This is a genomic window from Prosthecobacter sp., assembly GCF_029946185.1.
Classification (GTDB): domain Bacteria; phylum Verrucomicrobiota; class Verrucomicrobiia; order Verrucomicrobiales; family Verrucomicrobiaceae; genus Prosthecobacter.
In genome coordinates this window covers 1-22,993 of the sequence record NZ_JAQSEA010000186.1, presented here as the reverse complement: position 1 = coordinate 22,993, position 22,993 = coordinate 1, and the positions used below count along the sequence as shown (strand labels likewise).

At 59.5% G+C, this 22,993-nt stretch carries 22 protein-coding genes; 15 read left to right on the top strand and 7 right to left on the bottom strand.

Going from position 1 to position 22,993, the window contains the following annotated elements; translation table 11 throughout:
• Positions 1-6 precede the first annotated feature (6 nt).
• Positions 7-855 (top strand): aminotransferase class IV, encoded by an 849-nt coding sequence (locus tag PSV43_RS16125; protein WP_300199497.1) that lies wholly within the window; start codon positions 7-9, stop codon positions 853-855.
• A gap of 291 nt (positions 856-1,146) precedes the next feature.
• On the opposite strand, the gene PSV43_RS16120 is transcribed toward PSV43_RS16125, so the two are convergent.
• Complete coding sequence (locus PSV43_RS16120; RefSeq protein ID WP_300199494.1) at positions 1,147-2,112, bottom strand: hypothetical protein; 966 nt, start codon at positions 2,110-2,112, stop codon at positions 1,147-1,149.
• A gap of 41 nt (positions 2,113-2,153) precedes the next feature.
• On the bottom strand, positions 2,154-4,469 hold the full coding sequence (locus tag PSV43_RS16115; RefSeq protein WP_300199491.1) for a glutamine amidotransferase: 2,316 nt from the start codon (positions 4,467-4,469) through the stop codon (positions 2,154-2,156).
• 144 nt (positions 4,470-4,613) lie between these two features.
• Here PSV43_RS16115 and PSV43_RS16110 point away from each other — a divergent pair, with 144 nt between their 5' ends.
• From PSV43_RS16110 to PSV43_RS16085, 6 genes are all read left to right on the top strand, one after another.
• Positions 4,614-4,856: a hypothetical protein gene (locus PSV43_RS16110; protein ID WP_300199488.1), complete on the top strand. Its 243-nt coding sequence runs from the start codon at positions 4,614-4,616 to the stop codon at positions 4,854-4,856.
• A gap of 102 nt (positions 4,857-4,958) precedes the next feature.
• Positions 4,959-8,183 carry a preprotein translocase subunit SecA gene (gene secA, locus PSV43_RS16105; RefSeq protein WP_300199486.1) on the top strand — a complete coding sequence of 1,075 codons (3,225 nt, stop codon included), beginning with the start codon at positions 4,959-4,961 and terminating at the stop codon, positions 8,181-8,183.
• 336 nt (positions 8,184-8,519) lie between these two features.
• Complete coding sequence (locus tag PSV43_RS16100) at positions 8,520-9,380, top strand: alpha/beta hydrolase-fold protein (protein ID WP_300199483.1); 861 nt, start codon at positions 8,520-8,522, stop codon at positions 9,378-9,380.
• Positions 9,381-9,546: 166 nt separating this feature from the next.
• Entirely contained in the window at positions 9,547-9,978 is a 432-nt protein-coding gene (rplM, locus tag PSV43_RS16095) for a 50S ribosomal protein L13 (RefSeq protein WP_300199480.1), read from the top strand.
• Positions 9,979-10,003: 25 nt separating this feature from the next.
• The gene (gene rpsI / locus PSV43_RS16090; protein WP_300199477.1) at positions 10,004-10,396 is read left to right on the top strand and encodes a 30S ribosomal protein S9; all 393 of its coding nucleotides are present in this window, start codon (positions 10,004-10,006) and stop codon (positions 10,394-10,396) included.
• Between the two features lie 97 nt (positions 10,397-10,493).
• The gene (locus PSV43_RS16085; protein ID WP_300199474.1) at positions 10,494-10,751 is read left to right on the top strand and encodes a hypothetical protein; all 258 of its coding nucleotides are present in this window, start codon (positions 10,494-10,496) and stop codon (positions 10,749-10,751) included.
• Between the two features lie 243 nt (positions 10,752-10,994).
• Here the strand turns inward: PSV43_RS16085 and PSV43_RS16080 are convergent, their stop codons facing one another.
• Both PSV43_RS16080 and hprK read right to left on the bottom strand, forming a co-directional pair.
• Positions 10,995-11,267: an HPr family phosphocarrier protein gene (locus tag PSV43_RS16080; RefSeq protein WP_300199471.1), complete on the bottom strand. Its 273-nt coding sequence runs from the start codon at positions 11,265-11,267 to the stop codon at positions 10,995-10,997.
• A 23-nt stretch (positions 11,268-11,290) separates the two neighbouring features.
• Positions 11,291-12,259, bottom strand: a complete 969-nt coding sequence (gene hprK / locus PSV43_RS16075) for an HPr(Ser) kinase/phosphatase (RefSeq protein WP_300199468.1) — start codon at positions 12,257-12,259, stop codon at positions 11,291-11,293.
• A 133-nt stretch (positions 12,260-12,392) separates the two neighbouring features.
• Between hprK and PSV43_RS16070 the strand changes: the two genes are divergently transcribed.
• The 8 genes from PSV43_RS16070 to PSV43_RS16035 all read left to right on the top strand — a co-directional run bounded on the left by PSV43_RS16070 (position 12,393) and on the right by PSV43_RS16035 (position 20,639).
• A complete protein-coding gene (locus PSV43_RS16070; RefSeq protein ID WP_300199465.1) occupies positions 12,393-13,607 on the top strand; it encodes a bifunctional 3,4-dihydroxy-2-butanone-4-phosphate synthase/GTP cyclohydrolase II in 1,215 nt (404 codons plus the stop codon).
• Between the two features lie 113 nt (positions 13,608-13,720).
• Positions 13,721-14,224 carry a 6,7-dimethyl-8-ribityllumazine synthase gene (ribH, locus tag PSV43_RS16065; RefSeq protein ID WP_300199462.1) on the top strand — a complete coding sequence of 168 codons (504 nt, stop codon included), beginning with the start codon at positions 13,721-13,723 and terminating at the stop codon, positions 14,222-14,224.
• 4 nt (positions 14,225-14,228) lie between these two features.
• The gene (nusB, locus tag PSV43_RS16060) at positions 14,229-14,714 is read left to right on the top strand and encodes a transcription antitermination factor NusB (RefSeq protein WP_300199459.1); all 486 of its coding nucleotides are present in this window, start codon (positions 14,229-14,231) and stop codon (positions 14,712-14,714) included.
• 60 nt (positions 14,715-14,774) lie between these two features.
• Positions 14,775-15,620: a signal recognition particle-docking protein FtsY gene (ftsY, locus tag PSV43_RS16055; protein ID WP_300199456.1), complete on the top strand. Its 846-nt coding sequence runs from the start codon at positions 14,775-14,777 to the stop codon at positions 15,618-15,620.
• 197 nt (positions 15,621-15,817) lie between these two features.
• Entirely contained in the window at positions 15,818-17,257 is a 1,440-nt protein-coding gene (locus PSV43_RS16050; protein ID WP_300199453.1) for a MotA/TolQ/ExbB proton channel family protein, read from the top strand.
• A gap of 30 nt (positions 17,258-17,287) precedes the next feature.
• Complete coding sequence (locus PSV43_RS16045) at positions 17,288-18,286, top strand: hypothetical protein (RefSeq protein ID WP_300199449.1); 999 nt, start codon at positions 17,288-17,290, stop codon at positions 18,284-18,286.
• A gap of 20 nt (positions 18,287-18,306) precedes the next feature.
• On the top strand, positions 18,307-19,851 hold the full coding sequence (locus tag PSV43_RS16040; protein ID WP_300199447.1) for a hypothetical protein: 1,545 nt from the start codon (positions 18,307-18,309) through the stop codon (positions 19,849-19,851).
• 362 nt (positions 19,852-20,213) lie between these two features.
• The gene (locus tag PSV43_RS16035) at positions 20,214-20,639 is read left to right on the top strand and encodes a hypothetical protein (RefSeq protein WP_300199445.1); all 426 of its coding nucleotides are present in this window, start codon (positions 20,214-20,216) and stop codon (positions 20,637-20,639) included.
• 158 nt (positions 20,640-20,797) lie between these two features.
• On the opposite strand, the gene PSV43_RS16030 is transcribed toward PSV43_RS16035, so the two are convergent.
• Genes PSV43_RS16030 through thiD form a run of 3 tightly spaced genes read right to left on the bottom strand, consistent with a single transcriptional unit; the run spans position 20,798 to position 22,916 of the window.
• Positions 20,798-21,004 (bottom strand): hypothetical protein, encoded by a 207-nt coding sequence (locus tag PSV43_RS16030; protein ID WP_300199443.1) that lies wholly within the window; start codon positions 21,002-21,004, stop codon positions 20,798-20,800.
• A complete protein-coding gene (locus PSV43_RS16025; protein ID WP_300199441.1) occupies positions 21,004-22,107 on the bottom strand; it encodes a S41 family peptidase in 1,104 nt (367 codons plus the stop codon). The genes PSV43_RS16030 and PSV43_RS16025 overlap by 1 nt, the downstream gene beginning before the upstream one ends.
• The gene (thiD, locus tag PSV43_RS16020) at positions 22,104-22,916 is read right to left on the bottom strand and encodes a bifunctional hydroxymethylpyrimidine kinase/phosphomethylpyrimidine kinase (protein ID WP_300199439.1); all 813 of its coding nucleotides are present in this window, start codon (positions 22,914-22,916) and stop codon (positions 22,104-22,106) included. The genes PSV43_RS16025 and thiD overlap by 4 nt, the downstream gene beginning before the upstream one ends.
• Between the last annotated feature and the right edge of the window lie 77 nt (positions 22,917-22,993).

The window sequence follows — 22,993 nt, the reverse complement described above, 5'->3', positions numbered from 1 at the left end:
ACCGCTATGAAACTTCCCTCGCATACTTGGATCAATGGCCGCATCACCACGACCGCTGAAGCGCGCATCTCACCTTACGATCATGGCTTTCTGGTAGGTGATGGTGTGTTCGAGACGCTGGTGGCTCGCAATGGCAGGCCCTTCACACCCACGCGGCACTGGCGGCGGCTTGTGGCTTCGTGTCAGGCGATGAACATCACCGCGCCGGAGTTTGATGAGTATCTGAATGCGATGCTTGCCACCATGGAGGCGAACGGTCTCAAGGATGCCCGCATACGTGTCACGCTGACGAGTGGTGATGGCCCGCTGGGTTCAGACCGTGGCGAGGCACAGGCAACGATGATCGTCGCGGCGACGGAGTTGAAACCCTGGCCTGCCACCGAGACGGTGATGACGGCACCATGGACGCGCAATGAGCGCAGTGCACTGACGGGCATCAAATCCACTTCGTATGGCGATAATGTGCGCGCCTTGGCGCTCGCTCATGGAGAAGGGGCAGGGGAGGCGCTCCTTGCGAACACGCGTGATGACCTCTGCGAAGGCACCGGGACGAACATCTTCATCGTCACCGCAGGGGTGGTGAAAACTCCACCGCTGAGCTCAGGCTGTCTGGCGGGGGTGACGCGTGCGCTGGTGCTGGAAGCCTGTGCTGCCGCCGGTATAGCGGTGGAAGAAATTGCGCTGCCCATTGAGGCGCTGAAGACCTGTGAGGAAGCCTTCCTCACTTCCAGCACGCGGGATGTTCATCCGCTATCATGCATTGATCAACGTGACATGCCGGGAGTGGCGGGTGCAGTCACCCAGCGCGTGGCGCAGGCGTTTCAAGATTTCGTGGCCGGGCGGGATGATCCGTGAGTTGCTGGCGAGAGGCTTATGGTTGTCGAAATTTTACAGCGTGAACCCATTGCCCTTGGACTTCAAACTCCTAGAGCCGGCTGGGTGGATGAACGCTTCTCGCATGCCTCCGGCATGCCCTCTAGAGGTAAATATGTGGTGCTCAGGTTCCGGGGGTGGTCGCTCGTGCCTCGCTCGACCCCCGGCTAATTTCTTTGATCCCTCCGGGATCGTCTGACGCGACGCGCTTAGTGGGGTCGCATCTATATCTCGGATGGTATCGTGGCAGCCATGGCTCGCGAGTTCAATCAATCATTGCTTCGCATATACCTCGCCCAGCTTACGCAGCAGCCTTTCGAGTTTGGTGTAGTAATCGTCTTCCTTGAGTTTTGGACGCTGCTCCTTCAGTATTTTCAGTTCACGCTCCAAGGCATCCCGTGTGCTGCGCTGCGCATCCGTGAGCTGTTGTTCTTCGTCGCTTAACACGAGCACCATCTGGGCGGCACGTTCGCCATCCAGTGCGGCACCGGGTGCGGCGGCGGTATAGGGGGCCAGCACTTCACTGCGGGTGCCGACGCCGTCGCCGTTGTCTTCGAGCAGGGCGTGTTCTGTGGCGAGACGTTCGTCGTTCTCATAGAAGGTGGCGGTGGCTTTGCTGGCGTGGCGGAAGGCTTCCAGCAGGGAGACCTGTTTATCTTGATCGAGATCCGCCTCGGGCAGTCCGCCGATGGCTTCGGCCAAGTATTCGCCGAAGCGGGCGTAGAAGACCTCATCCGCACTTTTCGTCGAAGTGATGACGACGCGGTTCTTGCCGGAGAGCGATTTCAAAAAGCCGCCGCTGGAGGAGGCGGTGTGGATCACGGCGACTTCCTGCTTGAGCGGCTTGATCCAGCCAGCGAGCTGCTTGGCATCAAAGTCAGGTCCTTCTGCGCTGAACTTCGCTTCGCGTCCGTCAAAGGTGCCGTGGCCGATGAGTATGAGCCAGAGCGGGTGGGTGGGTGCGGAGGTGGTGAGGAGCTTTTCGAGTTCTTCGGTTGTTTTTTCGCCGCGAAGGACTGCGGGGGAGATGCCGGCCTTGGTGCAGGCGTTGGTCCACGCTTCGACCTGCGTCTGAAACTTCTTCCCGAATTCCTCTGTGCCGGGAGCGCCGAGGACGATGAGGACATTGAGTTCGCGTGGTGCGGCTTGGAGGAATGAGGTGAGGAGGGTGATGCACAAGGCAACCTGAAGCTTTAACTTGTGAGCGGGCTGCAGGCGGGTGGGGGAGGTTTTGGTCATAACACGCCGGAGCGGGCTGAAGCCCGCGAGTACTTTATTCTTCATGCCATGCCACCTTTTCTGCGCAGGAACCACTCGGCGCTGATGAGCAGCAGCAGCGCTAGGAACACCCATGGCGTATGCCACAGCGGTGTTGAAAGGGTGACCTCGATGGGGACGCGGATGTTCTTCAGCATCTCAGGCAGCTTGGAGATTTCATCAAGCGCGAGCATCTGGCCGTTCGTCTCGGTGGCGATGCGTTGCATGAAGACGCGGTCGGGCGCGAGGCGGCTGAACTCCTCGGCCTGCGGACCGTAGGCCCAGCCTGCGGTCTTGATGCCGAGCTGTGTGTGTTTTTCCATGTCCTCCACGGTGGCGGTGGCGCGGTAGTTGCCGGAACTGGCGGAGAAGAACTCGGTTTCAAACAGCCCCGCTTCCTTGAGGCTGGGCTCGGCGAAGAGCTGGGATTTTTTGCCATCGGGCTGCGTGACTTCGATCTTCACCAGCGCATCGCCATGGGGTTTGAAGGCGCGGTCACGCACACGCACGGAGAGCTTCACGCGCTCGCGATCGGCGGCATCAATCTCAGGATTGAAGGTGATGCTGTCGGCGACATCCACCACGAGCCAGCGCATGAGCTGCCGCCAGGCACGCTCCATGTCCTTGCGTGAGTCGGCATCATTCATGCCCCAGCGCCAGAGGTCGGCCACCAGGATGCTGCCCACGCGGCCTTCGCCGAAACGTTGGGACACGATGGCTGGCATGGTCGTCTGCGCGGCATCCGAAATCGTGGCGAGAATGCTGGCGCCGGGTTTGATGGCGAAGGTTTGATTGATGGCTTGAAAGGCAGGCATCGCGGACAGGCGCTTTTCCTCTTCCTCACGATCCGTGCGCAGCCGCATCCAGGACTCAAGCCAGCCTTCGCGGGTCAAATTAAAGCGCGCATCCAGCATCGGGCCCGTCGTGGTTGTGCGGTCCAGGTACACCGGCAGCATGCTGCCGATGGGCGTGTGATCATAGCCGCCTGACTGGTAGCATTCCTGCCCGCCGAGCATGAGCAGCGCGCCGCCGCGCTCGCTGACAAAACGCTGGATCAAATGCATCTGCTCCTGGGTGAAGAAGGAGGCTTCGAGATCGTCGATGATGATGGCGCGATACTCGCTGAACAAATCCTCGGCAGACTTGGGGAAGCCGTCGCTGAGTTCCTTGGCATCGCGCGTGCCGAGGCGGATCAGCACCGGCTGGTCATAGCGCTGCGCTTCTTCGCCTTCCTTGGCACCAAAGCCACGGAACAAGGGGTTGGCGCTCTCACCGGCATGGCCGCGCCATTCAAATTTCGGCTCGCGTTTGGCGATGCGGACGAGGCTCGGCATCTGGATATCGTCATCGCTGGCAATGGCACGGCGCAGGAATTTGTACTCCCAGTTCGGCCTGCCCGCCATGTAAAGCACGCGGTAAGGGCCTGAGCCGCGATCCGCCGCCAGCAGGCGTGTGTTGTTGGCCAGCGTGGCCTCCTGGACGCCTTCGGCCTTGAGTTCGAGTTTGTGGAAGGACACGCCCGGCTTCGCCACCGGAATGCGCAGGCGCATGGTCTGCGGCGATTCGCCATTGAAGGTGACTTTCTCCGTCACGATGACCTTTCCCTGCTCATCCAGCGCGGAAAGGGTGGCCTGTTTGCCGTTCAGACCGTGGGCAGAAACGCGGGAGGTGAGGGTGATGGGCGCGTCTTCAAAGGGACTCGTTGCCACGGTGGCATCGAGGATCGAGAGATCAGGGGTGGGGGCATCCTTGCCAGCAATCACGGTAAAAATGGGTGCGCCCTTGGCCTCCGCCTTCCACGTTGAGGCATCGGTGGCGTTGCCATCGCTTATCAGTACCACGGCTGCCAGATTTGAGCCGCCGCTGCGAAGAGTCATGAGGGTGCGGCAGAGATCGGAGCGTGTGCCGTCAAACTTCAAGGCGCGGAAGTGCGGCACGCTCTGCGTCTGCGCGCCTGCGGTCATGAGGCGCAGGCGGAAGTCCTCGCTCAGCGCCTTGATCCATGCCGCGTCTGCCTCGCCGGAATTCAGTGCAGCGGTGACTTGGGCAGCGCGCGTGGGCTCGCCCGGCTTTTCGGCGGTGTCGAGGGAGGCGCTGGTGTCCACCAGCACGATGACCTCGTTCTCGCCTTTCTTCGGCTGCTGCTGCGTCCACAGCGGATCGAGCAGGCAGAGTGCGAGCAGCGCTAGGGCGGCGAGCTTGCAGGACATGGCCGCGAATTTGCGCCAGCCGTGCAGCGGAGACCGGCGGTAGCCCAGCCAGAGCAGTCCGATGACAAGAAGAACCACCACGGCAGCGAGCCAGGTGATGTCCGTATTTTGCCAGAGGATGCGGGGCATGAGGTGCGAGTTAAACGTGGCGCGCGGCGAAAAGCTACATCACAACCGCTGGCAATGTCACTCGTTGTCTAAAATTTGAAGATGGAAGCGCTTGTCGGAGCGCGCATTCTCGATTTGATCAGCGCTTCTTCACCGCCCGCCGCCATGCCCCTTTACGACCCCTATGCGTTTCAGCTCGCTGGCTTCAGCGAGGGCGATGTCGATGAAATCCTCGCCGATCTCGACTACCTCCACCGCAACTCACGCTGGACGCACCGGCGTGACCAGATTGAGCGGATGATCGTCGAATCACCGGTGATTTTGCTCGATTTCCTGCGCAGCGTGCAGCCCGAAGTGGTACGCAATGCCATGATTCCGCGCCGGGTAAAGGATGCGGTGCTTCGTTAAGACGGCCTGTTTGAGTCCTTGCGCGTTGGCGGACTTCCGCCACATTCGGCCTCCCCCTACCGACCTGGCCAATGTGCGCCGGGCGGCGTATTTCATTTCCCCATGTTCAACTGGATCATCAAAAAAATCATCGGCACCAAGAATCAGCGCACTGTGCGCAAGCTTCAACCTGCGGTGGCCGAGATCAACCGCATCGAAGCCCTGCTTCAAAACGAGCCGGAGTCGGCGCTGACCGAGCGCACCCAGAAATGGCAGGCGCAGTTCCGCGCCTTTCACACGCCGCCCTTCCTCGGCGGGGTGAGCCTGCGCATCGCTGATGAAGGTGCCGTGGATGCCTGCCTGGAATCGGTGGAGAAGTATTTCGCCGCTCTGAAGCCGCATTTCCCTGCACTGGAGAATGATTACCTTGTCAGCGCCGCCTGGAACGGCGCTGCTCTGGATGACAAGAAGGCACGCATCGACCGTGCGCGTGAAGCGTGGAACGCCATCCAGCCGGACTTTCCCGAGATCGAGTCGAAGATGCTCAATGACATTCTCCCGGAAGCTTATGCCGTGGTGAAAAACGCCGCCCGCCGCATGTGCGGACGCGAGATCGTCGTCTGTGACCAGCCGCTGGGCTGGAACATGGTGCATTTCGATGTGCAGCTCGTCGGCGGTGTGGCCTTGCATCGCGGTATGATCGCTGAAATGGCGACCGGGGAAGGGAAGACTCTCGTTGGTACGCTGCCGGTGTACTTGAACGCACTGACCGGCCGTGGCGTGCACGTCATCACGGTGAATGACTACCTCGCACGTCGTGACAGCGAGTGGATGGGCAGCCTTTACAAATACCTCGGCCTCACGGTCGGCTGTATTCAGAATGATCAGCCCAGCCACCTGCGCCGTGACCAGTACCAGGCGGACATCACGTATGGAACGAACAGCGAGTTCGGCTTCGACTACCTGCGCGACAACGGCATGGCCTCCAGCAAGGAGCAGCAGGTGCAGCGCGGCCACTACTTCGCTATCGTGGATGAAGTGGACTCCGTGCTCATCGATGAAGCACGCACGCCTTTGATCATCAGCGGTCCGGTCATGGCTGCGGAGAGCAATCACCAGTATGAGCGTTACAAGCCCCTCGTGGATCAGCTTGTGCGCCGTCAGAACACGCTGTGCAACCGCCTGATCACGGAGGCCAAGGAAGCCGCCGCCGCCGGTGTGCTGGAGCAGGCCGGTTTGAAACTCTTCCAGGTCAAGACGGGCCAGCCGAAGAATCGTGCGCTGACCCGCTGCATGGAGGACCCCGAACTCCGTCGTGCGATGGAAAAGGCCGAGCTCTCGCTCTACGCCGACACGCAGAAGGTGGAATTCTTCAGGCTCAAGGAAGAACTGTACTACTTCATCGAAGAAAAATCCCACGACGCGGATCTCACCGAGATGGGTCGCAATTTCCTCAGCCCCGACGAGCCGGACGCCTTTGTGCTTCCCGACATCGCCACGGTGTACTCTGAGATCGATGGCGATATGACGCTCTCCGAAGAAGCCCGCACCCGCAAGAAGACGGAGATGCAGGACCGCCTCTCCCACCAGGGTCAGCGCATTCACCAGATCAGCCAGCTTCTGCGTGCCTTCTGTCTCTATGAGAAGGACGTCGAGTACGTGGTCGAGGAAAACAAGGTCGTCATCGTCGATGCGCAGACCGGTCGTAAAATGGCTGGCCGCCGCTGGAGCGATGGACTGCACCAGGCCGTGGAAGCGAAGGAAGGCGTACAGATTGACGCCGAGACCCAGACGCTGGCCACCATCACCATTCAAAATTACTTCCGCCTCTATCAAAAGCTGGGCGGCATGACCGGCACGGCTGAAACCGACGCTGCCGAGTTCCATGACATCTACAGCCTCGATGTGCTCACCATCCCGACGAATCGTCCGGTGAAGCGCAAGGATCACAACGACAGCATCTACAAGACACGCCGCGAAAAATTCTCCGCCGTGATCGAACTGATCCGCGAACTCAATGCCAAGGGCCAGCCGATCCTCGTCGGCACAGCCAGCGTTGAAGCCTCGGAAATGGTCTCGCGCATGCTGAAGCTGCAGAAGATCACGCACAACGTGCTCAATGCGAAGTATCACCGCCAGGAGGCTGAAATCGTCGCCCGAGCCGGACATCGCTCCGCCGTGACCATTTCCACCAACATGGCCGGTCGTGGTACGGACATCAAGCTGGGTGAAGGCGTCTCCGAACTCGGCGGCCTCTTCGTGCTGGCCACCGAGCGTCATGAAAGCCGCCGCGTGGACCGCCAGCTGCGCGGACGTTCCGCACGTCAGGGAGACCCCGGCGAAAGCAAATTCTTCCTCAGCTTTGAAGACGACCTCATGCGCAACTTCGGTGCCGCCGAGCGCATGACGAAGATGATGGAGCGCTTTGGCATGAAGGAGGGTGAAGAACTTCAGCACCCCTGGCTCAATCGCAGCGTGGAAACCGCGCAGAAGCGCGTGGAACAGCGCAACTACGTCTGGCGCAAGCGCGTCCTCGAATACGATGACGTGATGAACCAGCAGCGCGAGGTCGTCTATGAATGGCGCAACGACGTGCTCAACAGCAACGACACCCGCATCCTCATCAATGAGGCCGTGGAAAAGGGCGTCACCGAACGCCTCGGCGCATTTGTGTCGAAGGACCTCAAGAACGATGCCGATGCCGACTACGAAGGCCTGCTGGCCTGGGTGAACATGACGTTCCCCGTGGGCCTGCGGACGCTGGATGACGAATTCAAGGCGCTCGATTTTGAAGCCAAGTCCGCCTACTTGAAGGAGAAGATCCTCGGTGCTTATGAAGTGAAGGTTGGCACGGCCAATCCGACCGCGCTGCAGGAGATCGAGAAGATGATCCTCCTCAATGCCATCGACCGTCTGTGGCAGGAGCATCTGTATGCGCTGGATGCCTTGAAAGAAGGTGTCGGTCTGCGCACCTACGGCCAGAAAGATCCGCTCATCGAGTTCAAGCAGGAAGCTTTCACGATCTTCGCGGAACTGATGAACAGCATCAACGGAGAAGTCTTGGGCAATCTCTTCCGCAGCACGCAGCAGTTGGCCGCGTTTGAGCAGTTCCTGGCCCAGATGGCCTTGCAAGGCGGTGAAAACGATGCGCCGCAGCGCCGTGAGGAGGAGGAAGAAGAAGCCGAGGAAGCTCCGCCGAATCCAGGCCGTGACGGCCCCCGCCTCATCTTGCCAAGCAGCGTCGCCAAGCCTCGCCCCAAAGCCGCCCCAACCACCGTCGGCCGCAACGACCCATGCCCTTGTGGCAGTGGGAAGAAGTACAAGCAGTGCTGCGGTAGGATGGCGTGAGGTGGTGTTCCGCTTTTAAAGTAGCCCAGTTGCGCCGCAACTGGTGTGAAGTCGTGGAGATTTTTGTGTGAGGGCGTCGCCTCCAGCCACTGAACAAGGAGGTGGTGGCCAGAGTTTTTTTACCGCAGATTCAGGAAACCCACAGATTATTTCATGAATCTAATCTGCGGGTTTCCTGGATCTGCGGAGAAACAAAACGCGGCTTGAATTCCTGGCCATGCTTAAGGCATTCAAGCGAAACAACATACGCTTCACGGGGGGCTTCTGTTGCGGACTTAGAGGTCCGCGCGCCGAGGAATCCTTGACCTGAGACGCGAATCCCGCTTTTCTGTGGTCATGACGTCGCGCCTCCTTTTGCCACTCCTTCTCTCAGTCTCATTTACGGCTCTCGCGGTGGATGATTATAAGCTCGGGCCTCTATCGCAGGAGAGTGCGGATGTGCCGAAGGGGAAGGTGATTGCGATGCCGGTGCATGAGTCGAAGATCTATGCGGGGACGAAGCGTGACTGGTGGCTCTACATCCCGGCGCAGTACAAGGCGGAGAAGCCGGCGAACCTGATGGTGTTTCAGGATGGGCATGACTACGTGGGCCTGAAGGGCGCGTGGCGGGTGCCGGTGGTGTTTGATAATCTGATCGCCAGCGGGGACATGGAGCCGACGATCGCGGTCTTCATCAATCCGGGGCACAGCGGGGACACGAAGCCGCAGAGCGCGTGGAAGAACAACAACCGGGGCAAGGAGTACAACTCGCTGGGGGATGTGTATGCGCGGTTCCTGCTGGAGGAAATCATCCCGCAGGTGCAGAAGGACTACAAGCTGACGGAGAATCCTGAAGGCTGGGCGATTGCGGGGGCGAGCAGCGGGGCGATCTGCGCCTTCACGGTGGCATGGGAGAGGCCGGACAAGTTTCGCAAGGTCTTCTCCACCATTGGCAGCTACGTCGATCTCGCGGGCGGGCATGTTTATCCTTCCATCATCCGTCTGGCGGAGCGCAAACCGCTGCGCGTGTATTTGCAGGACGGCAGCAGCGATCTGGACAATCCCTACGGCAACTGGCCGCTGGCGAACCAGCAGATGGCGAAGGCGCTGGCCTACCAGCAGTACGATTACACCTTCACGTTTGGGGACGGCGCGCATAATAGCAAACAGGGCGCGAGTGTCTTTCCTGAGGCGATGAAGTGGCTGTGGCGGAAGTGAAAAATAGGGGTTCCCAGCCTGCCCAAGCCAGGCAATCCTCAAAAAATGCGCCCCAAAGCCTCTTTTCATTGTGAATAACTAGGTTTCCACCTTGACACATTCTCCAATCCTCTTACCATCGCGGCCCCTTCTTCCCCAGTCGGAAGATCTTTCGTACATAGCACTAATGAAGACGTTTTCAGCCAAAGCCCAGGAGCAGAACCCCACATGGTGGGTCATCGACGCCAAGAACCAAATTCTTGGAGACGTCGCAGTCGCAGCCGCAAACCTCCTGCGCGGCAAGACCAAGCCTACCTTCACCCCGCATGTTGACACTGGTGATTTCGTGGTCGTCTTGAACGCCGCCGAAGTCCGCCTCAGTGGCAAGAAAGAGGAGCAGAAGATTTACACCTCGAAAGCCGGCTACGTCGGCAATCAGAAGATCGAAAACGTCGAGCGCGTGCGTGCCCGCCGTCCAGAGCTTCTCGTTGAGCGCGCTGTGAAGGGCATGGTCCCCCACAACCGCCTTGGCCGTTCGGTCATGGGCAAGCTCAAGATCTATGATGGTGCCGAGCATCCGCATGAGGCGCAGAATCCAAAGCCTTTCGCCATCGCCTAATTCCTTTTCCATCGTTACTTATCGCATGAGCAAGCCTCTCAAAACCACCACCGGCCGCCGCAAGACCGCCATCGCCCGCGTCTTCATCACTGAAGGAGCCGGTAACATTACCATCAACGGACGCGACTTCGAAGAGTATTTCCCGACCGTTGCTCTGCAGAACCAGGTTCTGTCCCCACTGGCTCTCACGAATTCCCGTCAGACCTATGACTTCAAGGTGAACGCCAGCGGCGGTGGTAGCACTGGCCAGGTGGGTGCCGTCAGTCTTGGCATCGCTCGCGCTTTGATCGGCGTGAACCCTGAGCTTCGCGGCGTCCTGAAGTCGAACGGTCTTCTGACCCGTGACTCCCGCGCCAAGGAACGTAAGAAGCCAGGTCGCCCAGGCGCCCGCAAACGCTTCCAGTTCTCCAAGCGTTAATCGTTCGCGATTCAATTCAAGTGTGCAAAACCCCGCCCTGTGCGGGGTTTTGTTTTTTCTGTCGCTGGCGGCAGGAATTCGCGCCAGAATCCATCCCATGTCCTCAGGTCATCTCCTTGTTCTCGGTGCCAGCGTCATCTGGATTTTGTTCTGCATGCGCTTCTGGTATGTCATTGATCAGGAGCATACCTGGCAGCGGCGTTTCATTGCCATCGGGGCCGGCATCGGCGGCGGTCTGATTTACCTCATCGGGGTGATGATGCTGCAGATGCTGAAGGAGCCGCCGCCGCCCGTGGTGGATGTGGAGACCGAGATCCGTGTGTCTCCCCGGGTGCCCACCTCGGCGAAAAAGTGAAGTGCCTTGCTCTTTGCAACACATCCGACTGACTTCACGAGCAGTGCATTCATCGCCTTTGTTTTTGGCAAAGGAATGTTAGGCAAAGGAATGACCAGACCCGAATTCAGGCATTCCCATGCCGATCCATTCCTTTGTCTATTTCAACACATCCGATGGACTCCACGATCAACGCGCGTGCACGTGGTGGGATTTTGAAGAAACCTTTTGGGTTCCGCTTTCACCTCTCCGGTGTAGCCACACTCACTCCACGTCCCCAAAACCTGAGGTGACGAGCTCTTCGAGGTCGGCCACGGCAGCCTCGGCGTCACTGCCTTCGGCGATGATTTTGATGGTCTCGCCACGTCCTGCGGCGAGCATCATGAGGCCCATGATGCTTTTGCCGTTCACGGGTTCGTCGTCTTTTTCAACCCAGACGTCACACTGGTATTTGCTGGCACGCTTGACGAACTGCGCCGCCGGGCGTGCATGCATGCCCATTTTGTTGCGGATCGTGAGTTCTTTTTGAATGCTCATGGGAAGGGGGTTCTATGATGCGGCTAACCTAATTGATCATCCGTCATCTTTTTCAACAACCTTTGGTCAAACTCTACGGCGCTGTTGTAGCCAAAGGTGCGTAATTTAAAGTTAATGGCGGCCAGTTCGATCAATCCGGCCACGTCGCGGCCCGGCTCCACCGGCAGCGCCACGCGCCCGACCTTCAGTCCCATGATGTCGCGGGTCTCGGTGTTCACCCCGACGCGTTCCATGTCTTCGGTTTTCGTTCCGCGCACGAGTTCCACGATCAAATCCAGCCGTTTGCTCAGGCGCACGGCACTGACGCCAAAGAGCGCGGCCACGTTCAGGATGCCCAGCCCGCGGATCTCGATCATCCCCCGGGTGATGTCCGGGGCGGAGCCAATCACCTCGCGGTCTTCGATCAGCCGCAGCCGCACCGCGTCATCCGCCACCAGGCTGGCACCACGCTGGAGCAGCCCTATAACGCTTTCGCTTTTGCCGCAGCCGCTGTCCCCCTGGATCAGCACGCCGAGGCCCTGCACATCTACGAGGCAGCCATGCACCAGCAGGGTAGGGGCAAAGGCCCACTCCAGCTTGATGGTCGCCGCATTGAGGAATTTCATTGTCATCATGCTGGTCTGGAAGACGGAGATGCCCGCCTCATTGGCGATCTGGATCAGCTCATCGTCAATGCGGTGGCCGCGAGCGATCACCACGCAGGGGATGTCCCAGGAGCAGAGCTGGCTGAAGCGCGCGGCGCGCAGCTTGGGGTCCAAGCCTTCGAGAAATGAGCATTCCGAGTTGCCGATGACCTGTACGCGCTTGTAGGCAAAGTACGTGAAAAAGCCGGAGAGCGCCAGGCCGGGGCGGTTCACTGAGGGCTCATTGATCTTGCGCGTGTAGCCCGCATCGCTGCCAATCAGCTTCAGCTTGAGCGACTTTTCATTCAGAGTGAAAAACTCCCCCACCGTCACCGAGGACGGGCGTTTGACTTTGGTAGGAGGAGGCATGACTTGACATTACGCGAAGCTTCTCAGCAACAGCAACGAAAAAGCAACTCGCACTGGAAAACAGTCTTCAACCGGCTAATCATCCGACCCAAACGCCGCAGCCCTGCGGCGCTGGCTCTTTTACACCTCTCTCATGCCCCGCAAAAAGGAATCCGCTTTTGACTCCGTGGAGTCTGTTCTCACAGACATTCGCGCTGGCCGCATGGTCATAGTCACCGATGACGAAGACCGCGAAAACGAGGGCGACCTGATCTGCGCCGCCGAAAAAATCACCCCTGAAATGGTGAACTTCATGGTGCGGCAGGGCGGCGGCATGCTCTGCGTCCCCGTCTCGCTGGAGATCGCCGTGAAACTCAATCTGCCTAGCATGGTGCCGGAAAACCGCGAAGCCTTCCGCACCGACTTCACCGTCACCGTGGACGCCGCCAAGGGCATCAGCACCGGCATCAGCGCCGCAGACCGCTGCCGCACCATCCGCCTCCTCGCAGATTCCCAGAGCACCCCTGACGATCTCGTGCAGCCCGGCCATATCAATCCCCTCGTCGCCAAGCCCGGCGGAGTCCTGCGCCGCGCGGGCCATACCGAGGCCGCTGTGGATCTCGCCCGCCTCGCCGGACTGCGTGAAGCCGGCGTGCTCATCGAGATCATGAATGCCGACGGCACCATGGCGCGGCTGCCGCACCTGAAAAAGTTCGCGAAAAAGCACGCCCTCAAGATGTGCAGCATTGCCGATCTCATCGCTCACCGTCGCCTCAGTGAGAAGCTCGTCGAAAAGATCGAGGTCGTGGACATGCCCACCGACTTCGGCGTATTCAAGCTCCACCTCTACAAGAGCACCCTCGATGGCGTGCATCACGTGGCCCTTGTCATGGGAGACATCGTACCTGATGAACCCGTGCTCGTGCGCGTGCATAGCGAGTGCCTCACTGGCGATGTATTTTCCTCACGCCGTTGCGACTGCGGCAGCCAGCTTCATGCCGCGATGAAGCACATCGCCTCTGCAGGGAAGGGCATCATCGTTTACATGCGCGGCCACGAAGGGCGCGGCATCGGCCTGCATGGCAAGATCATGGCCTACAAGCTCCAGGAGGAGGGTTTTGACACCGTCGAAGCCAATCTGAAACTCGGCTTCCCCATGGACCTGCGCGACTACGGCATCGGCGCGCAGATCATCTCCGACCTCGGCGTGCGCAAGCTCCTGCTCATGACCAACAACCCGCGCAAAGTCGTCGGTCTTGAAGGCCACAAGCTTGAAATCGTCGAACAAGTCCCCGTCAAATCCACGCCCAAGCCCGAGAACGCGCATTACCTTGCGACGAAGAAGAAGAAGATGGGGCACAAGCTGTGAATGACAGATGCCCGGACCTGACTGCACTGCTTCCATCATCACCCATTCGTAGCCCTCAACTCGGACTCCTTCTCATTCCTCGTTCGTCATTCTGATTTCGTCATTCCCTCCACATGTCCAATTACGCCTCCAGTCGTCCACGCCCCACCCAGGATCCGATCAACATCGCCATCGTCGCTTCGTTGTACAATAACCAGTTTGTCCAAGGCCTGCTCAATGCCGCCAAGGAAGAGATCGAAGTCATCGCCCCCAATGCTTCCGTCGATGTCTATCGCGTGCCCGGCGCTTTCGAGATTCCCGTCTGTGTGGAGCACGTGCTGCGCGGTAGCGCGCCAGATGCCGTGATCACCCTCGGCGTCATCATCCGTGGATCCACCGAGCATGCCGACCTTGTCGGTGCTTCGGTCACCGATGCCCTGCAACAGATGGCGGTGAGGCACTGCATTCCCGTCATTCATGAGGTGCTGCTGGTCAGCACCGAGGAGCAGGCGGAAGAGCGCTGTCTCGGCGCCACCATCAACCGTGGCACGGAAGCCGCGCAGACTTGCGTGAAGATGATCAATCTGTTCGGCAAAATGAAAACCAGCTTTGCCGGCGAACCCCTTGACCACGCCTAACATCATGGGAAGACGCCGCGAAGGCCGTGAGGCCGCCATTCAATTTCTGTTTGCCCGTGATCTCCAAGGGGAGGAAAAGCCCGGAGAGCCGGAGGACTTCTGGTCGCTGCACAGCGCCAGGGCCTCCACCCGGGCCTTTGCTGAAAACTTGATCAAGGGAGTTCTCACCCATCAAGCGCAGATCGACACCAGCATCACCCAGCTGCTGGAAAACTTCAGCTTTGTACGGCTCGCCGCCGTGGATCGCAACGTGCTCCGCGTCGCCTCCTACGAGCTGCTCTACTGCCCGGAGGTGCCCACGCCCGTGATTTTGAACGAAGCCATCGACATTGCCAAGGCCCTCAGCGCCGGCGAGTCCGGCTCCTTCGTCAATGGCGTGCTCGACAAGCTGGCGCGTTCACTGCGCAAGCCCGAGCCCAAAAAAGTCGAGCAACCCGTGAGCACCCCCGACCCAGTCGAGGCCCCGGCGGGAGCAGCTTCAAATCTCTAACCCGCATGCAGAGCCAATGACCCATTTGTCATTCCACATTCGTCCTTCTGATCTCTAGTCATGGCCGGTTTTTTTAAATCACTCATCCAGCGTTTCACCAAGCCCGACATCGACTGGGATGACCTGGAGGCCTCTCTCATTGCCGGAGATCTCGGGCCGCGCCTCGCGCAGCAGATCGTGGCAGATCTCAAATCACGCCAGCGCACGCTGCACGGCACGGACATCGTGCAGGTGGCGCGCGAGCATGTGCGCAAGATTTTGCCCGAGACCGTGCCGGCCCTCGAACCGATCCCCGGCAAGCCCAAAGTGCTCCTCATGGTCGGCGTCAATGGCACCGGCAAGACCACCAGCACGGCCAAGCTGGCGCACATCCTCCACCAGCGCGGCTACAAGGTCGTCCTCGCCGCCGCAGACACCTTCCGCGCCGCTGCGGTGGAGCAGCTCACCGTCTGGGCTGATCGATTGAAGATTCCCCTGGTCGTCGGCCCGCCGAATGGCGATCCCGCATCCGTCTGTTTTGACGGGTATGAAAAGGCGGTGAAGACGCAGGCGGACTTCCTCATCTGCGACACCGCCGGGCGGCTGCACACCAAGCATAATCTCATGGAGGAGCTGCGGAAGATTCACCGCATCCTCGGGCGCAAAGATGCCGAATCTCCCCATGAAGTGCTGCTCGTCTGTGATGCCACCACCGGGGCCAATGCCCTGCAGCAGGCGCGTGAGTTTAATAAAGTGATCCCTCTCACCGGTGTGATCGTCACCAAGCTCGATGGTAGTGGCAAAGGTGGCGTGCTTGTGGCGATCCAGCAGGAACTCGCCGTGCCCACCCGTTTCATCGGACTGGGTGAAAGCGTCGAAGATTTTCAAGCGTTTGAATCGAAGCGGTTCGTGGAAGAACTGCTGTGAGCCGGACCGCAGAGAGGGGCCGCTCGGTCAAAATATGTACCTTTGACTGGCGCTTTGGTATCTTTGTGGTTCATGTGAAATTCAGCCCAAGAAATATCTTGTCGAAGGAGTATGGCCTTCGCTAAATAGCAGCACACCTTTTTCAAAGCACACCCTGGAGGAAATCATCTGTGACGTTCAAATGCCCCACTTGCGACATGCAACTCAAAGCCGAGCCGGAGATGGCCGGGAAAACCGTCCGCTGCCCCGGCTGTAACACCAAGCTCAGCATTCCAGCCACCCTCGCCGCACCGCTGCCAGCGCCCTCCGGCTTGCCCGCACCTTCGGGGCTGCCATCACCTTCAGGGATGCCTTCCCCCAGCGGCATCACGCCTCCTGCCCCTGCTGAAAACGACGCCTACGGTTCTGAGTATGAACATGGGCACTCCGCACCTGATCTGGCACCCGGACACACCGCCTACCAGCCTAAAGAACGTGGCGGCTGGGAAGAGACCGATCCGACCAACCCAAATCCCTGGCTCGCCCTGGCGATTGGGGCCGTGGCCTCACTCGCTTGGTTTGGTATCATGTTTCCGTTTGGCAAGGGCGCTTACAACGCGCCGCCCGTGGACACCATGGACTACCTGCATGACCTCTTTCTAGAGCGCACCTGGGTCAACTACATGGAGACCTTCTTCTTCTTCTGGGCCATTGGCCTCATCTACCTCAAAATCCAGAAGCTGCGTCATCAAAAGGACGCCATGATCCTCGACGTTGTCCCCGTCGAACTCGGCCAGGAGATCAATCACGAAAACGTCGGCCATTTCATCGACCACCTCTACGGCCTGCCTTCCCGCCTGCGTGACAGCATGATGGTGAACCGCATTCGCAAGGGCCTCGAACTCTTCGAAATTCGTCAGAATAACGGCGAGGTCTCCAACATGATGAGCGCCCAGTCAGACATTGACGGCTCCCGCATCGGCGGCAGCTTTTCTTTGATCAAAGTCTTCCTCTGGGCCATCCCGATTCTCGGGTTCATCGGCACGGTGCTCGGTCTCTCCCAGGCCATCGGCAGCATCGATCTCCAAGTCAGCGACATCTCCAAGGTCATGGGATCTTTGGGCAAGGTGACCAGCGGTCTGGGTACCGCGTTCGACACCACTCTCCTCGGCCTCGTGCTGGCCATGTTCTTGAACTTCCCCATGAACGCCATTTCCAAGGCGGAGGATGACAACCTCAACAGCATCGACGCCTTCTGCAATGAAGTGCTCATGCCACGCCTCAACGACGGCGGCGGCGTGGCCGGTGGCGACACCAACGGCATCATGGACACCCTGGTCAAAGCAGTCGCCAGTTCCCAAAAAGAGTTCCTCGTGGACCTCAACGCCCTCTCCAAACACGTCAGGGAGCAGGCCGACAACCTCGACAAACGCGCCGCTGCGCATCAGGAACGCGTGGACTCCGAATTCGCCATCGCGCTCAACCGCATGCGTGAAGACATGACCAACTCCGTCAAGGACAGCGTCAAGTCCACCACCGACTACACTCGTGCTCTCTCCAGCGGCATTCAGAGTCTGAACACCTTGCTCTCCGAACTCGGCGGCAAGCAGATCATGATCCACCAGGTGAAGAAGAAGGGCTGGTTCAGCCGCGAATAACCGCAGCACCCCCACTTATACGCACACATCATGGCAAAACGCCGAGCATCAGATGCCGGGGAGGTTTCACTCTTCCCGTTCCTCAGCATTCTGGCCTGCCTCATCGGGGCGCTGGTCCTGATGATCGTCTTGCTTGTGGTCTCGCAGTTGGGCAAGGCCCAGGGCCGCACTGCGGAGGAAATCCAGCGTGCTCAGGAGTTCATCAAGCTCAAGAAGGAGATTGAAGAACGAAAAGATCAGGATGTCATCGTCAAAGAAAAGCTCGCCACCCTGGAAAAGCTGCAGAAGGAGCTGGAGGAAAAGCAGCAGCAGTACATCAAACTGCGCAAGCTGCTCGCCACCTCCAAGGACCTTCAGGACGCCAACCTCAAGATCAGCCAGAAGATGCAGAAGGAGCTTGATGACCTCCTCCTCGAAATCGAAGGCATGAAGCAGCAGCAGGTCGAAAGCAAAAAAGAGATCGCCACCCTCATGGCCGAGATCAAAAAGCGCCATGTGCCCGAAGATAAAAAAGTGCCGCCAGTCGTCGTGCAGCCCTCCGGCAGCGGCATGCCTGAAGACACCAAGGTCTATTTTGTCGAAGCCAGCGGCGGCGGTTTGAAAATCCTCAGTGCCTGGGGTGAAGACTACCGCCTCAGCGCCAGCGCCTCCGTCGTCGTCGCCGACGTGGCCTACAATTACTTCCTCTCCGAAGTAGCCAAGAATCCCAAGGCCCTCGTGCTCTTCCTGATTCGTGACGACGGACAGGGCGCCTTCAACAACGGTGCCGGACGCGCCGAAAACGACTACAAAGTACGCGTCGGCAAGCTCCCCATTCCTGGCAAAGGCGTGCTCGACCTCGCCATGTTTGACAAATATCGCGGCAAGATCCCGCCGCCGCCCGTTGCCGCACCAGCCCCTGGTGCCCCCGCACCGGCCCCTGGTGCCCCCGCACCGGCCCCCGGCACCCCTCCTCCTGCTGCCCCTGCGGCACCTGGTGGCACCACCCCTCCTGCAACGAAGGCCCAAACTCCTGCTAAGGCCAAGTAACCTGCAACTCCCTCACTACGATGGCGAAGAAAAAAGCTGGCGGCGACGGCGAACTCAATCTCGACTCCCTCATGGACGCCGTGACGAACGTCGTCGGGGTGCTCATGATCGTGTTCGTGGTCATGGCTCTCAACACGGCGCAAGTCGTGCAGAAAATTCTCTCTGAACTCCCGCCGGTCACGCCGGAAGAGCTGGCGAAAGTGGTCGAAGAAGCCAAAAAACTGCCCCCTCCTCCCGCCGATCCCAAGAAGGTGGAAGAAGATCAGAAGCAGGCCGAGGCAGACATGAAAAAGGCCGTCGAAGAGCTCAAGAGCATCGACACCGCTGAGCTGCAGGCCAAGATGAAATTCATGGACCTCGAATCCTTCACCAAGCAGATCGAGGAACGCAAAAAAGAGCGCGAGGCCAACAAGGTCGAGACCGACAAACTCCTGGCCGAAGTGGAGCGCCTCAAAGCCCTCCTGGATGAAACGCCGGTATTCACCCCCCCGCCGTCGATTTACATCCGCCTGCCCAATCCGCGCCCCTTTCCAGAGAAGCCCAACGAGACCCGCATCCTCGTGGCAAAACAAGGCGTGCTCTCTTTCAGCCAGACCAAATTCATGCAGCCCATCCTGGATGGCATGGAGAAAGTGCGCTCACAGCTCGAATTCAAAAATGCCGAGTACGGACCCTTTGCCAAGCTGCTCGAAACCATCCTCGTCACTCCCGCCAATGCCCAAAAAGCCTGGCCGGAAATCGCCCCTCTGGTGGATCGCGTGCAGCTTGAATACGTCGCCCAGGCCTACAAAGCCCTCGTCATTGGCGGCTTTACACCCACCAAGGCTATGCTCATCGACATTGCAGATGTCGCCGCCGCCACCCGCCAGCTCATGCCCGTCGTCGCCGAAGCCATCGTCGCCGCCTCCAAAGGGGACGTAGCCCCATGGGTCAAACTGGACCCCTCCCGCGATCCCACCAAGCCAGTGATCAAAGCCACCGTCGGCGGTGGTAAGATCAGCTTCACCTGGGGCTCCTTCACCAAGGACGTCAAAGTCAACGCGAAGGATATCACCGGATATGTGCATGACCTCGCCAAGGTCAAAGGCATCGAAAACGCCAGCAAGGCCCGCACCATTTACGATGCCGCCCGCATTCAGGCCATGCTGAAGCGTGCCGCCTCCAGCCCACTGCTCTCAGGGGCCTACGCCTTCGACCCCAAGATCGTCCCCGCCCTCCCTTATGTGCGGCTGGAGCTCACCCCCAAGAGCGGCGGCGGCGAGACCATTGAGGCCATGAAGCAGCCCAACTCCCCCTACATTCGCCTCATGCGCGACATCAAGGAAGATCCCAACGGCGTCGCGATCTTCCAGGTCATGCCGGATGCTTTCGAAGCCTATCTAGAAGCCCGAAAACTCGCCGATGAAGTCGGCGTCGCAGCCACTTGGGAATTTCTCGCCAAGCTCGACCTCGCGGTCAACATCTCCGGCTACGAAATCCAGCGCCTCGTACCCACCCCGCCGCGTCCCGGCGCAGGAGTTCCCGGTGCTGTGAATATCGCCCCGCCCAAGCGTGCAATCGATTGAGGCAGGGCAGGTGGCCCGAATATAGCAGTTTCCAAAACTCATTTCCGTTGAGCGTGCTGTTTCTTGCGCGCAGATCATGGGCTTCCTTCTTCGCTCTCCTGCGTCGAGCTACGAAGGACAGCCCGCCTTACCAGCGCTGGGAATACGCGTGCCCGGTAACCAGGCAGGCGCTTGGCAAGGTAGGGCGCTAGGTCCTCCAATCGCCGTCGAGCGCCGCCATGCGTTGCTTCCGAAAATCTGTTTTGGGAAACGCCATAAGCCTCTGCCTCTCAGGTGGCTGGCATCTTTGTAATCTTGCCATCCACCTTTCCGCATTTAACTCCCTCAATTGCCACGCTCTGAAATCCCGCTAAACATTGCCCATGCATTCACGCTCCCTCCTTTGCGTCACACTGTTCCTCCAGCTCCTTCTCCCGGCCTGTAATATCAAGTATGGCCCGATGACCCGGGGTTACGGTTATCCATTGGGTTTGTCGGTTCTGGCACCCCGGCTCGGCAGTGCTGGTAATTACACGTACTACCCGCGTTACGAGGCCTACTACCGCCACGACTCGCAGCAATTCTATTACCCGAACGGCAAGAACTGGGAGGTGAAGCCGACCGTGCTCAACAACTCCGCTCAGGAAATCCGTGCCACTCCAGGCGTGCCGTTTCAGCTCCATGATCACCCTTCGAAATACCACGGGCAAATCAAACAGGCCTTTCCAGTCACTTGGACCCCTGGTCAAGGTCGTGCTGATGAACCCTATGAGTTTGGGCGCAGCGGGTGGGATTTGGACAACCGGTAAACTTTGGGCGGGTTTTCAAGCTCCGTCCGGGGCAGCCTGAGGCTGTCTATACCCCCTTCGCTACGAATTGCCCGGTCGCGGTGTTCTCCGCCCTCGGGCAGGGGGAGTGTGTTGGGCCGGTGGGTGCGCGTCTTTATTGGCCCGTTAGGAAAAGCGTTTCACTTTCCGAGCATCTCCCCATATGAAAAGTCGCTGACGTACAAGCTGACGCGCACGGCCGCACCTTCCACCAAAGGAAAATCAGCCAGCTCTTTCTTAATGGTGCCAAAGATCTCTTTGCCATTCGGCAGCACGGCGTGGCAGGTGCGCGGACTGAGCACACGACGGATCATGGCGACGGTTTCAACTTGGTGGGCGATCTCCATCACTTCGTCACGGGAATGGCACGGCGTGCCGGGGGTTCTTGGTTGCCGGAAGCTTTGCGCTTCCAGTCGATCTTGGCGGATTGAAACAAGGTGCGTGTGGTGATGAGGTCCACTGCACGCTGCAGCACAGTGTCAGAGGGGCGTGCCTCATCCTCCGGCAGGGCCTCACCGGCGGAACGCTTGAGATAGGAATCGAGTTCGGGATTGGTGTTGGCCACGAGCGCGGCTTCGTTGAAACGCGGACGCGGTTTGTCGATGATGGATTCTTTGACGTCCTTGGCATCGGTGGCGTGATATACCTGGCGCTTGATCGTGGTTAGCAGGAAGATCGCGAAATCTGGCTGCAGTCCCTTTTTAAACACTGAGCTGTCATCCGTCAGCAGCACCTCGGCGCGGGCAAAGCGCAGCGACCACTCGGCATCCACCGGCACCGTTTCATAGCGCACGGCACCGCCGCGAGTCGGTGAGCCGATCAAAAGCGCCTGCTTCCGCTGGCGCAACACGGCGGCCATGGTTTCACCGAGGTTGTTGGTCTCATCATCCACGAGGACAAGCAACTGCTGGGACCACACCGGCTCGCGGGTATTCGTTTCGACTTCGGAGGTCGTCTGGCCCATCTGCTTCATTTTAAACAGGACTTCGCCTTTCGGCAGGAAGAGGCTCAGCATGTCCGCTGCGTCATCAAAGTTTCCAGGTGGTGCCGGACTTCGCAGATCGAGGATGAGGTGCCCGACCTTCTTGCCCACAAAGTCACGCAGATGCTGCTCCAGTTCCTTGGTTTCGCGCTGCGTGAATTCACGCGGCCGAAGGTAGCCGATCTGCGGCGTCAGCAGTTCGGCCTGCACACCGGAGAGCGCGCCGGATTTGGCTTCACTCGTGCGCGGCACCAGTTCAGCACCAAAATCAAGACGCTGCAGCAGGCCGGAGAGCGCGGCGCGGTTCAGCACGTCAAAGGTCAGGTCGCTGCTGCGGATGTACTCCTTTTGCAGAATGCGAAACGCCGTCTGGATGCCCGCCTGGCTCACTTCTTTCGGCTGCTCGGTGCCGCTGACGGCGAACACGGAGGAGGTGGTGAAGGTCAAAATGAGGGCGAGTCTTCTCATGCGTCGGTCTGCTGGAGGTGATTGAGAGCATGTACGGGGCCCGCGCCAGCATTTTGCCACATGAAATGCTGGGCGATGGCGCGGCTGACAAATTCCTTGGATCTCGCCACGGCTTCATTCAGGCCCATTCCGTGGGCCAGAGCGGTGGCGATGGCTGCGGAAAACGTGCAGCCTGTGCCATGCGTGCGGACCCCCGGCGTACGTGGTGCGGTGTGCCAGAGGATCTCGCCTTCCACGCAAAGGACATCGGCGGCATCTCCCTGCAGGTGCCCGCCTTTCACCAGCACTGCGGCATCAAACCGTGAGCTCAACTCGCGCGCGCAGTCCTCCATCGCCTCAATGTCAGGGACTTCGCGATCCCACAGCACGCGGGCTTCGTCCAGATTCGGCGTGATGAGTGAGGCGAGCGGGAGCAGCTCATCGATTAAGGTGCAAACGGCGGCGTCTTCAAGAAGCTTGCCGCCGCTGGTGGCGATCATGACCGGGTCCACCACGAGGGGGATGCGCCCGTGGCCGAACTGCAGCCAGGATTTTGCCACGGCATGCACCTGATCTCGCCCGCCAAGCATGCCAGTCTTCGCGGCGGCAATCGGGAAGCCGCCAAACAGCACACGCACCTGATCTGCAATGAAATCTGCCTCCAACAGGCACACCTGCGAAACGAGGCCGGGCGTCTCCGAAACCACACTGGTCAGCGCATTCAAGCCGTAGCCGCCGAGGGCCGAGATGGCCTTTAAATCCGCCTGTACGCCCGCTCCGCATGAAGAATCTGAACCTGCGATGGTGAGTACGACGGGAGGGGAAGACATGGTGGCGTCCGAGGATGGTACGAGCCCCGCTGCCTTTTGCAAATGGTGCGTCGCCATCTTCGCCTTTCGCGGAGAAG

Bases quoted from the DNA above. Each gene is read 5' to 3' on its own strand.
- PSV43_RS16125 (WP_300199497.1), top strand. From the start codon at position 7: ATGAAACTTCCCTCGCATACTTGGATCAATGGCCGCATCACCACGACC.
- PSV43_RS16120 (WP_300199494.1), bottom strand. From the start codon at position 2,112: ATGACCAAAACCTCCCCCACCCGCCTGCAGCCCGCTCACAAGTTAAAG.
- PSV43_RS16115 (WP_300199491.1), bottom strand. From the start codon at position 4,469: ATGCCCCGCATCCTCTGGCAAAATACGGACATCACCTGGCTCGCTGCC.
- PSV43_RS16110 (WP_300199488.1), top strand. From the start codon at position 4,614: ATGCCCCTTTACGACCCCTATGCGTTTCAGCTCGCTGGCTTCAGCGAG.
- secA (WP_300199486.1), top strand. From the start codon at position 4,959: ATGTTCAACTGGATCATCAAAAAAATCATCGGCACCAAGAATCAGCGC.
- PSV43_RS16100 (WP_300199483.1), top strand. From the start codon at position 8,520: ATGACGTCGCGCCTCCTTTTGCCACTCCTTCTCTCAGTCTCATTTACG.
- rplM (WP_300199480.1), top strand. From the start codon at position 9,547: ATGAAGACGTTTTCAGCCAAAGCCCAGGAGCAGAACCCCACATGGTGG.
- rpsI (WP_300199477.1), top strand. From the start codon at position 10,004: ATGAGCAAGCCTCTCAAAACCACCACCGGCCGCCGCAAGACCGCCATC.
- PSV43_RS16085 (WP_300199474.1), top strand. From the start codon at position 10,494: ATGTCCTCAGGTCATCTCCTTGTTCTCGGTGCCAGCGTCATCTGGATT.
- PSV43_RS16080 (WP_300199471.1), bottom strand. From the start codon at position 11,267: ATGAGCATTCAAAAAGAACTCACGATCCGCAACAAAATGGGCATGCAT.
- hprK (WP_300199468.1), bottom strand. From the start codon at position 12,259: ATGCCTCCTCCTACCAAAGTCAAACGCCCGTCCTCGGTGACGGTGGGG.
- PSV43_RS16070 (WP_300199465.1), top strand. From the start codon at position 12,393: ATGCCCCGCAAAAAGGAATCCGCTTTTGACTCCGTGGAGTCTGTTCTC.
- ribH (WP_300199462.1), top strand. From the start codon at position 13,721: ATGTCCAATTACGCCTCCAGTCGTCCACGCCCCACCCAGGATCCGATC.
- nusB (WP_300199459.1), top strand. From the start codon at position 14,229: ATGGGAAGACGCCGCGAAGGCCGTGAGGCCGCCATTCAATTTCTGTTT.
- ftsY (WP_300199456.1), top strand. From the start codon at position 14,775: ATGGCCGGTTTTTTTAAATCACTCATCCAGCGTTTCACCAAGCCCGAC.
- PSV43_RS16050 (WP_300199453.1), top strand. From the start codon at position 15,818: ATGCAACTCAAAGCCGAGCCGGAGATGGCCGGGAAAACCGTCCGCTGC.
- PSV43_RS16045 (WP_300199449.1), top strand. From the start codon at position 17,288: ATGGCAAAACGCCGAGCATCAGATGCCGGGGAGGTTTCACTCTTCCCG.
- PSV43_RS16040 (WP_300199447.1), top strand. From the start codon at position 18,307: ATGGCGAAGAAAAAAGCTGGCGGCGACGGCGAACTCAATCTCGACTCC.
- PSV43_RS16035 (WP_300199445.1), top strand. From the start codon at position 20,214: ATGCATTCACGCTCCCTCCTTTGCGTCACACTGTTCCTCCAGCTCCTT.
- PSV43_RS16030 (WP_300199443.1), bottom strand. From the start codon at position 21,004: ATGGAGATCGCCCACCAAGTTGAAACCGTCGCCATGATCCGTCGTGTG.
- PSV43_RS16025 (WP_300199441.1), bottom strand. From the start codon at position 22,107: ATGAGAAGACTCGCCCTCATTTTGACCTTCACCACCTCCTCCGTGTTC.
- thiD (WP_300199439.1), bottom strand. From the start codon at position 22,916: ATGTCTTCCCCTCCCGTCGTACTCACCATCGCAGGTTCAGATTCTTCA.